This window comes from Streptomyces sp. NPDC008092 (assembly GCF_042957285.1).
Classification (GTDB): Bacteria; Actinomycetota; Actinomycetes; order Streptomycetales; family Streptomycetaceae; genus Streptomyces.
Window position 1 is genome coordinate 46,288 of sequence record NZ_JBIBHY010000031.1, and the last position, 13,210, is coordinate 59,497.

Annotated in this window: 12 protein-coding genes; 10 read left to right on the top strand and 2 right to left on the bottom strand. The window is 68.4% G+C overall.

The window, feature by feature from the left end; all coding sequences use genetic code 11:
• The first annotated feature begins 10 nt into the window (after window positions 1-10).
• On the top strand, window positions 11-1,558 hold the full coding sequence (locus ACFZB3_RS49355; protein ID WP_391390328.1) for a carboxylesterase family protein: 1,548 nt from the start codon (window positions 11-13) through the stop codon (window positions 1,556-1,558).
• A gap of 626 nt (window positions 1,559-2,184) precedes the next feature.
• On the opposite strand, the gene ACFZB3_RS49360 is transcribed toward ACFZB3_RS49355, so the two are convergent.
• Window positions 2,185-3,117: a LysR substrate-binding domain-containing protein gene (locus tag ACFZB3_RS49360; protein ID WP_391390330.1), complete on the bottom strand. Its 933-nt coding sequence runs from the start codon at window positions 3,115-3,117 to the stop codon at window positions 2,185-2,187.
• 182 nt (window positions 3,118-3,299) lie between these two features.
• On the opposite strand from ACFZB3_RS49360, the gene ACFZB3_RS49365 reads away from it, so the two are divergent.
• The 6 genes from ACFZB3_RS49365 to ACFZB3_RS49390 all read left to right on the top strand — a co-directional run bounded on the left by ACFZB3_RS49365 (window position 3,300) and on the right by ACFZB3_RS49390 (window position 10,260).
• The gene (locus ACFZB3_RS49365) at window positions 3,300-4,388 is read left to right on the top strand and encodes a zinc-binding dehydrogenase (RefSeq protein WP_391390332.1); all 1,089 of its coding nucleotides are present in this window, start codon (window positions 3,300-3,302) and stop codon (window positions 4,386-4,388) included.
• Between the two features lie 7 nt (window positions 4,389-4,395).
• Window positions 4,396-5,817, top strand: a complete 1,422-nt coding sequence (locus tag ACFZB3_RS49370) for an aldehyde dehydrogenase family protein (RefSeq protein WP_391390334.1) — start codon at window positions 4,396-4,398, stop codon at window positions 5,815-5,817.
• A 97-nt stretch (window positions 5,818-5,914) separates the two neighbouring features.
• The gene (locus ACFZB3_RS49375) at window positions 5,915-7,267 is read left to right on the top strand and encodes an MFS transporter (RefSeq protein WP_391390336.1); all 1,353 of its coding nucleotides are present in this window, start codon (window positions 5,915-5,917) and stop codon (window positions 7,265-7,267) included.
• Window positions 7,264-8,106 (top strand): MaoC family dehydratase N-terminal domain-containing protein, encoded by an 843-nt coding sequence (locus tag ACFZB3_RS49380; RefSeq protein WP_391390338.1) that lies wholly within the window; start codon window positions 7,264-7,266, stop codon window positions 8,104-8,106. The genes ACFZB3_RS49375 and ACFZB3_RS49380 overlap by 4 nt, the downstream gene beginning before the upstream one ends.
• 98 nt (window positions 8,107-8,204) lie before the next feature.
• Window positions 8,205-9,377 (top strand): CoA transferase, encoded by a 1,173-nt coding sequence (locus ACFZB3_RS49385; protein WP_391390352.1) that lies wholly within the window; start codon window positions 8,205-8,207, stop codon window positions 9,375-9,377.
• A 52-nt stretch (window positions 9,378-9,429) separates the two neighbouring features.
• A complete protein-coding gene (locus ACFZB3_RS49390) occupies window positions 9,430-10,260 on the top strand; it encodes an aldolase/citrate lyase family protein (protein WP_391390340.1) in 831 nt (276 codons plus the stop codon).
• Here the strand turns inward: ACFZB3_RS49390 and ACFZB3_RS49395 are convergent.
• Window positions 10,251-10,412 carry a VOC family protein gene (locus ACFZB3_RS49395; protein WP_391390342.1) on the bottom strand — a complete coding sequence of 54 codons (162 nt, stop codon included), beginning with the start codon at window positions 10,410-10,412 and terminating at the stop codon, window positions 10,251-10,253. The two genes, ACFZB3_RS49390 and ACFZB3_RS49395, sit on opposite strands and share 10 nt — an antisense overlap.
• A 142-nt stretch (window positions 10,413-10,554) precedes the next feature.
• On the opposite strand from ACFZB3_RS49395, the gene ACFZB3_RS49400 reads away from it, so the two are divergent.
• From ACFZB3_RS49400 to ACFZB3_RS49410, 3 genes are all read left to right on the top strand, one after another.
• Complete coding sequence (locus tag ACFZB3_RS49400; protein WP_391390344.1) at window positions 10,555-11,319, top strand: transposase family protein; 765 nt, start codon at window positions 10,555-10,557, stop codon at window positions 11,317-11,319.
• Window positions 11,320-11,424: 105 nt separating this feature from the next.
• Window positions 11,425-12,453, top strand: a complete 1,029-nt coding sequence (locus ACFZB3_RS49405) for an AAA family ATPase (protein ID WP_391390346.1) — start codon at window positions 11,425-11,427, stop codon at window positions 12,451-12,453.
• Window positions 12,454-12,506: 53 nt separating this feature from the next.
• On the top strand, window positions 12,507-13,210 hold a 704-nt coding region (locus ACFZB3_RS49410; RefSeq protein WP_391390348.1), incomplete at its 3' end, for an HNH endonuclease.

Sequence of the window (13,210 nt, forward strand, 5' to 3'; positions counted from 1 at the left end):
CAGAAGACCCATGCTCGGCAGCTACACGACAGCCGACACCACCGCCGGTACGGTCCGCGGGGTGCGGGCCGGGGGAATCCGCACCTTCCTGGGAATCCCGTACGGAGCCTCGGTGTCCGGTGAACACCGCTTCACCGCGCCGCGACCCGTCGAGCCCTGGCCCGGAATCCGCGACGCCTTCGACTTCGGACCGGCCGCCCCGCAACTGGACCCCCGGGTCGACGCGAACGCCGGGTTCCACGACGTGCTCCGGCTGCTGTATCCCGGTGTCCCGACTCCGTTGGAAGGCCGGCCGGCGGCGGAGGACTGCCTGGTACTGAATGTGTGGGCCTCCGTTGCCGACACCGGCCCGAAACCGGTGATGGTCTGGTTCCACGGCGGCGGGTTCGTGCACGGCACCGGGGCGGAGGGCTGGTTCCAGGGCGACCGGCTCGCGGCGTCCGAGGACGTGGTCGTGGTCACGGTGAACCACCGGCTCGGGATCCTCGGCTTTCTCGGCGCCGACGAGCCCGAGCCCGAGGAGGCCTCCGGTGTGGCGGGCATGCTGGACCTGGTGCTGGCGCTGCGGTGGGTGCGTGACAACATCGCCGGCTTCGGCGGGGATCCCGCCAATGTCACCGTCTTCGGCCAGTCCGGTGGCGGGGGCAAGGTGGCGGCGCTCATGGCGATGCCGGCCGCGCGAGGTCTGTTCCACAAGGCGATCATGCAGAGCGCGCCGTTCCTCGGTGCGATGGACCTGATCGAGGCCGCCAAGGTCCGGCAGGACGTGCTCCGCTACACGGGTGCCGAGGATCTCGCGCAGCTTCGTCGGGTTCCGTTGTCCGCCGTATTGGCCGCTCAGGCCGAGGTGATGCGCGGCGGGCCGGTGCCGTTCGCGCCGGTGTGGCACCCGGTCGAGCTGCCCGAGCCCTCGTTCGCCGAGGCCTCATCGGCTGGTACCGATCACGTTCCGTTGCTGATCGGCGCCACCACCCATGAGTTCGCGTTGATGCTCGCCGCGGAGGGCTGGTATCACTCCATGACCTCAGCCGAACTGCCAAGGCGGTTCGAGGAGTTCTTCGGCAGCGGCGGCAGGGACGCGCTGGCCCGGTTCCGCGAGTCGGAGCCGGACTCGCCGCCTCAGTTGGTGCTGGCCAGGGCGACGACCGAAGCCGCGTTCGGCCGCCCGACGGTACGGCTGCGCGAGGCCAAGGCCGCACAGGCGGCCGCGGTCTACGCCTACCGGTTGGACTACCGGACCGAAGTCCTCGGCGGGATCCTCGGCGCCCATCACAGCCTCGACCTGCCGTTCGTCTTCGGGAACGTCGACCGATCCCCGGTCGCCGGCAACCGTCCGGAACGATTCGCGGTCTCCGCCGCGATGACCCGGTCATGGGCGAATTTCGCCCGGAACGGGGTTCCCGGACACGACGGACTGCCGGGTTGGCCGTCGTTCACCGAGTCCGGCTCGGAGATGGTCTTCGCCGAGGAGCCGCGACTGACTCCGGTCACGCCGCCGTCGGAGTCGACCGTCGGCTTCACGCCGTTCAGCGGCAACAGCTCCGACCCCACGGGCTAGGGTGACAGGGAACGCGCTGGTCACAGCCGCCGGCTGAGGACTGCGACCCCCGCGGTCGCCCCGTGGCACACGGCAGGCTTGTCGCATCCGGTGGCCACGTCCGGTGGCACTCAAGGCAGTCGATCCCGCACTCCATGGCATGACGCTCGCGGTTGCGGGATCGGCGGATCCGCCGCACGCGGGCTCATCTCCTGGGCAGCCGGTGCCAACGCGCGGGCCATATCCCCCAACCGGTCTCCCGGTCGGGGGATATCTCTCGGCCGATGGGTATCGCCGGCTCTTCATCACGTCGACGTCCGCAGCCGCCCCTCTGCCCCGACTTCTCCGAGCTGGGATGCACCAGCGCGCGGGGCCCGCACCGCTCCGCGCGGTGGTCGCGTCGGCAGCGCCTCTTCCACAGTCGTGCGCTGCCACAGCTTCCATGGCTGGAACCCATACGGTGCGAATCCCACCGCCTCGGTGGCTGCCGGCAACGCGGCACCGCCCAGCCGACTGCGCAGTGCCCTCTGTCTCCGGCTCATTCCGTCTCACCTCCCGACTGATTCCCGCTGCTCGCTCATTCAACGGACCGAGCAGCCGTCGTTGAACCCGGGAGAGGTGACGAGGCCTTACGTCACCGCGCGGAGTCACTCCTCGATGAGCCGCGCCGCCGGCCACCTGCCGTCCCCCACGGTCGCGCGGATGATCCGAATGAGTTCGGCGGCGACCGCCTCCACCGCGGGTGGTGTACGGCCCGTGCGCGCCAGGCCGAGGGCGATGGTGCGCCGGATCTCCGGGTTCTGCAGGGGTGCGGCGCTCAACGTCCCGTTCGCCAGATCCGCGGCGACGCCTGGAGCCGGTAGAGCGGTCCAGCCACACCCCGCCTTGACCAGCAGTTTCTGCAAGTCCCAGGAGTTGGCCTCCATGATCACATTCGGCTTCACCTGGGCCTCCAGCCGCGCCTGGTCGAGCAGGACCCGCAGACCGTGGCCGGGCACCGGCATGATGAACGGCTGCCGCAGCGCCTCGGCGACATCCACCGGCTGGTCGGGGCGCAGCCCCGCGTCCCTGGGAGCCACCGCCCACAGTTGATCGCTGAGCAGTGGCACGACGTGCACCGACGGCGAACTCTCCAGGTTATACACCAGGGAGAGATCCAAGTCACCTGCGTCCAGCCACTGTTGAAGGTGTCCGGAGTACGCGGTCGACATGCGCAGGTCGACGCCGGGGTACTTCTCGGCGACCGCCTCGAGCAGCGGCTGGGCCAGCAGTTCCAGAGTCGCGCCCAGGATGCCGACGTGGACGATCCCGGTGACGTGGCCCCGGGTGGGGCGGATCTCCGCCCGTGCCCGCTCGATCTCCACGAGCACCCGCCTCGATCGCTCGACGAGGGCCGCACCCGCGGCGGTCGGCACCATCCCCTGCCGGGTGCGCTCGAAGAGGGCGACGCCCAGTTCCTCCTCCAGACCGATGATCTGCCGCGTGACGGCGGACTGCACCAGGTGCAGCAGCTGGGCGGCCTTGGTGACGCTTCCGGTTTCCGCCACCGTCACCACAGCGGTGAGTTGCTTGATTTCCATGGGGTTTCCTCGCTGTATCTCACCTCATCATCGGGCCATGAAAACAAGTCATTCGACATGCCGCAATATGCGCGCCCATCATGCCGGTCAAGAGGCACAGATTGGAGCCGCGAGATGTCTCTGACCTCAGCAAGCACACCCCTCGCCGGGCAGCCCCGGCCTGCCCGCCAGGAGGGCGGCCGATGAACGGCGTAGCAGCGGTGATGACGGCGCCGCACACCCTGGACCTGCGCGAGTTCCCCGTGCCGGATCCGGAACCCGGTGGTGTCGTCCTGAACATGATCCGGGCCAATGTCTGCGGGACCGAGGTCCACATCGCCCGGGGTCACCACCCCCTGATCAAGCCCGGCTGCGTTCTCGGGCACGAGGGCATCGGCCGTGTGGCCGCCCTCGGCGAGGGCGTGACCACGGACTTCGCCGGACAGCCGCTGCACGAGGGGGACCGCGTCGTCGCGGCCTACTTCTCGGTCTGCCGCCGCTGTCCCCAGTGCAACCGGGGCGACTGGAGCCTGTGCAGCAACGCCTACAGCCGGTGGTCCCAGCCTGCCGAGCGGGCTCCGCACTTCTTCGGCACCTTCGGCACGCATTGGGCGCTCGGTCGTGACCAGTACGTCTACCGGGTGCCCGACTCGGTGAGCAGCAAGGCGGCGTCCTCCGCGAACTGCGCGCTCTCCCAGATGGTCAACGCGATGGCGGCCGGAAAGGTCTCCGCGGGAGACCGCCTGCTTCTGCTCGGTGCGGGTGGCCTCGGGCTGTGCGCCGCCGCGCTGGGCCGGGAGGCCGGCGCCGAGGTGTACGTGGCCGAGATGACGGCCACGCGACTGCCCAAGGCAGAGCGGTTCGGCGCCCACCACACCGTCGACCTGTCCCTCGCCGCGGACGGGGAGGAACGGATCGCAATGATCCGCGAGCTCACCGACGGTGGTGCGGACGTGGTCGTGGACCTGACCGGTGTGCCGAGCGCCTTCGCCGAGGGGGTGCAGATGGTCCGGCCCGCCGGACGGTTCGTGAGCGTCGGTTCGGTCAGCCCCAAGCACTACGCGCAGTTCGACCCGGGCCTGTTCACCCGGTCCGGCGTGACCATGCAGGCCATCCTCCGCTACCCGCCCTACATGCTCTCGCGGGCGGTGAACTTCCTGGCGGCGACCCCCCACTACCCCTGGGAGGAGCTGGTCGACGCCGACTACACGCTCGCCGAGGCCGGCGAAGCGATCCAGGCCGCCGAGGACCGGAAGGTCACCCGCGCCGCTCTCATCATGGACGAGGACTGACACACCGATGACCACCAACGCGTACATCAACGGCCGCTCGGTCGCCGCTGCCGACACTTACGACAACATCGATCCCGCCACGGGGCTGCCGCTGGGTGAGGTCGCCCGCTGCACAGCCGAACACGTCGACGAGGCGGTCGCCGCCGCCGCGGCGGCCCAGCCGGCCTGGGCCCGCACCCGGCCGGAGGACCGGGCGAGGCTCCTGACGGCCACGGCGGACCTCATCGAGCGCGATGTCGACCGGCTCGCGCGGCTGGAGAGCGAGGACACCGGGAAGCCCCTCTCGCAGGCCCGGACCGACGCCTCCATCTGTGCGCGCTACTTCCGCTTCTACGGGCACGCCATCGAGTCCTACTACGGGCAGACCATCCCGCTCAGCGACGACCTGCACGTCTACACCCGCAAGGAACCCTTCGGCGTCGTCGGCTCGGTCCTGGCCTGGAACTACCCGATGCAGCTGCTGGCCCGCGCCGCCGCCCCGGCCCTCGCGACCGGCAACGCCTGTGTGGTGAAGCCCGCCGACGAGACACCGCGCACCTCGGTGGCGATCGCGGAGCTCTTCTCCCAGGCCGGTGCCGCCGCCGGACTGCTGAACGTGGTCACCGGCGTCGGCGCGGAGGCGGGAGCCGCGGTGGCCGCCCACCCGGGTATCGCCCATGTCGGCTTCGTGGGGTCCACCGAGACAGGTTCCAAGATCGCGCACGCCGCGGCCGATCGTGTGGCCCCCGTCGTCCTCGAACTGGGCGGCAAGAGCGCTCATCTGGTCTTCCCGGACGCCGACCTGGAGACCGTCGCCACGGTCGCGACCAAGGCGATCCTGCAGAACGCCGGGCAGACCTGTTCGGCCGGCTCGCGCCTCATCGTCCACCAGTCAATCCGCGAGGAACTGCTCGGCCTCATCGCGGAGCGCTTCAAGAAGGTGAGCATCGGCCGGGGCCTCGACGATCCGGACCTCGGTCCCCTGGTCTCCGCCAAGCAGCAGGACCGGGTGCGGGGCATGGTCGGTCGCCTCACCCAGGGGAACGTGCTCGTCGGCGGCGACGTACCGACGGACGACGGTCTCGCCGGGGGCGCCTACTTCGCGCCGACGCTCATCGACGGCGTCGACCCGAAGTCGGAGATCGCCCAGCAGGAGGTCTTCGGTCCCGTCGTCGTCAGCATGCCGTTCGAGACCGAGGAGGAAGCGGTCGCACTGGCGAACTGCACCGACTACGCCCTGCTGGGCGCGGTCTGGACGCGCGACCTCAGCAGGGCCCACCGGCTCGCCACCCAGATCGAGGCGGGCCAGGTGTATGTCAACACCTACGGGGCCGGCGGCGGCGTGGAGCTGCCGTTCGGTGGATTCAAGCGATCCGGATACGGCCGTGAGAAGGGCCTGGAGGCTCTCGACGCCTACACCGAGACGAAGACCGTGATCGTCAAGCTCTGACCCACGGTCTCCCGAGCCCTGCGGACGGGCGCCAGGCCAGCGCCCGGTCCGAACACCGGCTCCCGCTCTTCCGCTCATCCCCAGCAAAGGATTCGCCGTGGCCTCCACCTCGCAGATCCAGGACCAGGTGTCACCAGCGCGCGTCGCGTTCGCCAGCGCCATCGGCACCACCATCGAGTGGTACGACTTCTTCATCTTCAACACCGCCGCAGCACTGGTGTTCGGCAAGCTGTTCTTCCCCACCATCAGCCCCACAGCCGGTACTCTGGCCTCCTTCGCCACCTTCGGTGTGGCGTTCGCGGCCCGCCCCATCGGCGGCATCGTGTACGGCCACTTCGGTGACCGACTGGGCCGCAAGAAGATGCTTGTGAGCTCCCTGCTCCTGATGGGGCTGAGCACCTTCGCCATCGGTCTGCTGCCCACCTTCGACACCATCGGCATCTGGTCGGCGGTCCTGCTGGTGATACTTCGTTTCGCCCAGGGGTTCGCCATCGGCGGCGAGTGGGGCGGCGCGGTACTGATGGCCAGTGAGCACGCGCCCAAGAAGCGGCGCGGGTTCTACGCCAGCTGGCCCCAGGTCGGCGCCCCCAGCGGCCTGGTACTGGCCAGCGGTCTCTACTTCGTGCTGACCAAGACCGTGAGCGACGACCAGTTCAACGCCTGGGGCTGGCGCATTCCGTTCCTGGCGAGCATGGTCCTGGTCATCGCCGGGCTCTATATCCGGCTGCGCATCATCGAGTCCCCCGCCTTCCGCAAGGTCTTGGAGACCGACAGCACGTCCAAGCTCCCCATCGCGGACGTGCTCCGGACCAGCGGGAAGCAGGTGTTCCTCGGTATCTGCTCGACCTTCGGACCCAACATCTTCTTCTACAGCGCCTCGGTCCTGGCGCTGAGCTACGTGACCGAGAAGACCGGCGTCGCGCACCAGTCGGTGCTGCTGGGCCTGCTCGCTGCCGCTCTGCTGGAGATGGTCGTCATCCCGGTCTCGTCGGCGTGGTCGGACCGGGTCGGCCGCCGTCCGGTGCTGATCACCGGCGCCGCGATCGGTGCCGTGGTGGCGTTCCCGTTCTTCTGGCTGCTGAACAGTGGATCGGTGGGGCTGGTACTCGTCGCGCTGGTACTGGCACTGGCGGTCGTGCACGGGCTGATCTACAGCGCCCAGTCCAGTTTCCTGTCCGAACTGTTCGAAACCCGCCTCCGGTACACCGGTTCCTCGATCACCTACCAGATCGGTGGAATGCTGTCGAGCGGCCCCACGCCGTTCCTCGCCGCGGCCCTGCTGAGCTGGACCGGCGGAACCTGGGCGATCTCGTTGTACATGATCCTCGGATCCCTGATCAGCATCGGGGCGATCGTGGCGGCGCGGGAGACGTTCGACCAGGACACCCACGTCGAGATCACCCCGTCAACCCGCGTCACCGCCATCGAGGCACCGGAGGCCACCGCATGACCGACTGGAAAGACTGGATCGGCAGGAGCACCACCACCACCGCCTGGCTGGACCCCGAACAGGCGAACCGGATGGCGGTCACCCTGGACCGGGAACCGTCCTTCAAGGCCGGTGAGGCCCTTCCGCCCGCCTGGCACTGGCTCTACTTCCACGACATCGTGCAGGCCAGAAACCTCGGGGGCGACGGGCACCCGGCGCTGGGCGTCACCATGCCGCCGGTGCCGCTTCCCCGACGGATGTGGGCCGGCGGAGAGTTCACCTTCCATGAACCGCTGCCGCTCGGCGTCACGGCGACCCGGACCTCTACCATCCGGTCGATTACCGAGAAGCACGGGCGCACGGGCCCGCTCTTCTTCGTCACGGTCGACCACGACGTCGAGGCGGACGGACAGCCGGCGGTCTCCGAGGTCCAGACCATCGTCTACCGCGAATTGCCGACCGAGCCCGTCCTCGTCGGCGGCCCGGTGGCGCCCACGGACGCGGAATTCAGCGAGACCTGGCACCTGGACAGCACCGCGCTGTTCCGGTACTCGGCGCTCACCTTCAACGGCCACCGCATCCACTACGACGCCGACTACAGCCGGTCGGTCGAGGGCTATCCCAACCTGGTGATCCACGGCCCCCTGCTGGCCACACTGCTGCTGGACCTGGCCGTCCACGAGGGACGTCCGCTCGGTTCGTTCCGGTACAAGGCCCGTTCCCCGCTCTTCCTGCCAGACGCCTTCACCGTCAACGGACGCCGCGACGGCCGCCGGACCTCCCTGTGGGCCGCGTCCCTCGACGGTCGGCTGGCCATGGAGGCGGAGGCGTTCGGCCAAGAGGAAGCACCCGAAGGCTGAACTCGCCGCTGTCCTCGGCACACCAGCAAACCAAGAAGACCCCCATGACCAACCGGTGGCCGGCGAACCCCGTCCGGCCACCGGTGGGCGTCATCACGATGAAAGGCCCCTCTGTGCTACCCCTCGAAGACATCACCGTCGTCTCCCTGGAGCAGGCCGTCGCCGCACCGTTCGCCACCCGTCAACTCGCGGATCTCGGGGCCCGGGTCATCAAGGTCGAGCGTCCCGGCGCCGGGGACTTCGCCCGCGGCTACGACCGCACCGTGCACGGCGAGGCCAGCTACTTCGTCTGGCTGAACCGGGGCAAGGAAAGCATCGAACTCGACATCAAGAAGCCCGAGGACCGAGCGCTGCTCGACCGGATCATCGACCAGGCCGACGTCCTCGTCCAGAACCTCGTCCCGGGTGCCGTCGAGCGCCTCGGCCTCGACGCGAGGACGCTGCGTGCCGAGCGCCCGGAACTGATCCACTGCTCCATCTCCGGATACGGCGCCGACGGACCGTACCGGACGAAGAAGGCGTACGACCTGCTGGTGCAGTGCGAGGCCGGCATGGTGTCGGTGACCGGCACCCCGAACGACTACGCGAAGACCGGTGTCTCGATCGCCGACATAGCGACGGGGGTGTACGCCTACACCGGCATCCTCACCGCCCTGTACGAACGCGAGCGCACCGGAAAGGGCAGCACTCTCGAAGTCGCCATGCTCGACGCCCTCGGGGAGTGGATGGTGCAGCCCGCCTACTACTCCGTCTACGGCGAACGGCCCAACGAGCGCACGGGAGCCCGCCACGCCTCCATCGCGCCGTACGGCCCGTACCAGGCCGGTGACGGCTCGACCGTCTTCCTCGGAGTGCAGAGCGACAGGGAGTGGAAGACCCTGTGCGCACAGGTCCTCGGACGCCCGGAACTGGCCGAGGACCCGAGGTTCGTCACCAACACCGACCGAGTCGAGAACAACGACCAGATCACCCCCCTGATCGAGGCGGCCTTCGCGGATCTCACGGCGGACGACGTGGTCGATCATCTGGAGGAGGTCGGCATCGCCTCGGCACGGCTCAGGACACCGGCCGAGTTCTTCGAGCACCCGCAGCTTCAGGCACGGGACCGCTGGCGGGAGATCAAGACGCCCGGCGGCACGGCCCAGGCGCCCCTGCCGCCCGTGACGGTACTCGGCCGTGAACCGCGGATGGGCGATGTGCCCGCGCTCGGCGCGCACAACGAGGCGCTGCGGGCCGAGTTCGGCGACCCCGGCACGGCAAAGCCGGCCTAGCCGACATCCCCGTCCCTCGCATCCAACTCTCCTTCCTACGGAGGCAGTTCGCATGGCTCGACACGACATCGAGGCGGCCCGCACATTCCTCTTCGTCCCCGCGACCCGCCCCGACCGCTTCGACAAGGCAGTGGGCAGCGGAGCCGATGTGGTGATCATCGACCTCGAAGACGCCGTCGCCCCGGATCAGAAGGCAGGAGCGCGAGCGAACGTGGAGAAGTGGCTGGCCTCCGGCGGCCGTGCCGCGGTGCGGGTCAACGGGCGGAACACGGTGTGGTTCGGCGACGACCTCGCCGTGGCCGCCCGTGCGACCGCTGTCGTCGTAGCCAAGGCGGAGTCGGCCGCCGACGTCGCGGCGGTGGGCGCGCGGTACGGCTCCGGGCTGCCGGTTGTTCCGCTCGTGGAGACCCCGCGCGGCCTGTACGCGTCCCGTGAGATCTGCGAGACGGCGGGCGTGGTGCGGGTCGCGTTCGGAAACGTGGACTTCGCAGCGGAGACCGGAGTGGACCCCGCGTCACACACGGCGCTGTCCGCGGCACGCTCCCACCTGGTCTACGCCTCGGCGGCCGCCGGCTGCGCCCCGCCCATCGACGGGGTGACCACTTCGGTGAAGGACCCGGAGGCACTCAGCGCCGACACGCGTCACGCACGTGAACTGGGCTTCACGGCGAAACTGCTGATCCATCCGTCCCAGGTCGGCGCGGTCGCCGAACTCCTGAGCCCTTCGCCTCAGGAGATCCGGTGGGCGCGCGACCTGCTGGCCTCGTCGACGGGCGGTGTCGGCACGCACGACGGCCACATGATCGACGAGCCCGTCCTGCGCCGCGCACGACAGATCGCGGCAAGGGCTGCCAGTGGCGGCGCGGTACCGGATCAGACCTGATAGTTGCTCAGCTCAATCAGGTTTTCGTCGGGGTCCCGTACGTAGACGCTGTTGATTTTCCCCGTCGCGCCCGTGCGCTCGACGGGGCCTTCTTCGATCGTCACACCGTGAGCCGCCAGTTCGGCGGTGATGTCGTCGATTTCTTCGTCCACGATGAGGCACAGGTCGGCACTGAGCCTTTGCCAACCTGCCTGATCATGGTGTGAGTTGAGGCGGGGGCCGTGTGCGGGAAGAGGTGAAGCTCCTGGTAGATGGGTTGTCGACCAAGAGCAACCTGTCCGCCCGGAGCTTCATGTGCTTGTCTACCCATCGGGGCTGGATCTGTCCAGTTCCGCCCTTCGGTTCCTGTCCCGCCGGCAGGCCGCCCGACGCCTGGAGCTGGGCACACGATGGCGTCGGCTCCCGGCGGCCCGCCAGGCCCTGCTGGTCCTGGCCCACCTGCGCTGCGGACACACCTATGCCCAGCTCGCAGCCGGTTTCGGCGTCGGGACCAGCACGGTGGGCCGATATGTGGCCGAGGCTGTCGAGGTCCTGGCCGTGCTTGCACCCGACCTCGCCACAGCCGTCCGGGCTGCGGCGCGCAAGGCGTTCGTGATCCTCGACGGGACGCTGCTCCCCATCGACCGTATCGCCGCCGATCGCCCCTACCACTCCGGAAGACACAAGAAGCACGGGATGAACGTGCAGGTCCTCGCCGATCTGTCCGGGCGTCTGCTGTGGGCTTCGGCCGCGCTGCCCGGTGCGGTCCGCGACATCCGTGCGGCCCGCACCCACGGCATCGTCGACGCCCTGGCCCAAGCGGACATCCCCTGCTGTGCCGACAAGGCGTATCAGGGAGCCGGCGGTACGGTGCGGGTTCCCTACCGCGGCCGCCGGGAGGAACTGTCCGCAGGTCAGCAGGCCGTCAACCGTTCCCACGCCAAGATCCGCGCACTCGGCGAACAGGCCATGGCCACCCTCAAGACCTGGCGACTCCTACGCAAACTCCGGTGCAGCACCACCCGCATCACCGCACTCGTCCAAGCCGTCCTCACCCTCCACCTCAACGCCTCAAACTGAGCTTGGGAAAGGCTCACTGAGACGCATGTGGAGCGGCTGTCTTTCTCGGTCACACCGCACTCTCGGCCTCCGACCAACATCCACGTTCTGATAGGTCGGAACGGCGTGGGCAAGACAACGCTGCTGAGCAACATCGGCGCGGCAGTGGTGAACCCGGGTGGGGATTCCGGCGACGCTGGTGAGATCGTCTGGGCCGGTGATGGGGGTGGATCGTTTACGAACGTCGTATCCGTCACGTTCAGCGCTTTCGACCCCGCTCATGAGGGCGTCGAGTCAGGGACAGGGGACGACGAGAACCGACTCAAGAAGGGGTGGGATGAGGACAAGGATGTTCCCGGCGAGCAGCTGCCTGCTGATCCAGTCGAAGCAGCCGTGTCGTACACGTATGTGGGACTAGCCAAGGTCGACGTCTTCGGGCGCCCCACCAGGGAGCGCAAGTCGTACGACGACCTAAACACTGAGTTCGTCAAGAGTGTCAAGGAGGTCAAGGCTGCCGGGCGGATCGGTCGGTGGATAGATGCCCTGAACATGCTGGGCAGCGACCCGTACTTCTACGACTCCCGCATCCATGGGTTCGCCCGCTCGGTGCAGCGGCGCAAGCACTTTCTTGAGCAGGACGAGCGAGATGCTCACTCAATCTTCGCTGGCCTCAGCTCGGGCTACGCGATCGTGCTGTTGACCGTCACACGGCTGGTGGAGACCGTGGCCGAGCAGTCCCTCGTGCTCCTGGACGAACCCGAAGCCCACCTGCATCCACCATTGCTCGCGTCTTTCATCAGAGCGCTGTCGGATCTGCTGACCGACCGCAACGGCGTCGCATTGATCGGTACCCACTCCCCCGTGGTGCTGCAGGAAGTTCCCTGCTCCTGCGTGTGGAAAGTCAGCCGCTGGGACCGCCACCCGCCGGTACGCCCCTCTCTTGAGACTTACGGGGAAAACGTTGGGGTGCTCACTCACGAGATCTTCGGTCTGGAGGTCAGAGAGTCTGGCTTTCACGCCGAGATCGCCAAGGCCGTTGACGAGTTGGGGTCCTACGATCAGGTCCTGGACCGCTTCCGGGGACAACTCGGCGGAGAGGCGAAGGGACTGGTCCGGATCCTCCTGGCGTACCGGGCCGTGGATGGGCGCCGCTGATGTGGCCCCTCGACCCGCCGACCCTTCTGGCCCGGGAGAGCTACGACACGTGCGTGCGCGGTACCAGGGATCGGCAGCGGCGCAGCCTGCTGCAAGCCGCGGGGGACAGCGTGGAGGCGGCAGGTGAGCGCTTCCGGCAAGCTGCGCGGCAAGGCCGGATGCATGAACTGAGCAGCGCTGAGTTCACCGTGCCGGGCGTCTCAGCAGGCAATGTCGTGCGGTGGGTCTATGAGTACGGCATGGTCACGAACCAGGACGGGCGGACCATCTACAACCGGATCAAAGCTGCTCCCTTGGACGAGAGATGTCCCCTGTGCGGCCATGGTGTGGTCAGTACGTTGGACCACTTCCTGCCCAAGAGAATGTTCCCCGCGCTGTGCGTAGATCCACTGAACCCGGTGCCAGCCTGCCGTGACTGTAACCATGCCAAGGGAGAGGGGCTGCCTTCCGGAGCCGATACCACCCCGCTGCATCCGTACCTGGACCGTGTCGACGACGATTCCTGGCTGGAAGCGAGGGTCGTGGACAGTAGCCCGATCTGGCTCGACTTCTTCGTCAGCCCTCCACCAGCCTGGGAGCCAGTCCTCGCCGACCGGGCCCGCCACCATTTCGCACTCTTCGGGTTGGCAAGGCTCTTCTCAGTTCAGGCCAACCGCATCGTTAGAAGCTGTTGTCTTTTCGATCTTGGGAGATGCGTGTCGAACGGGAGTCCCGATCGGGTGGTCGTGGGGCGCTGGGTGCATACGAAGGGGGCCTC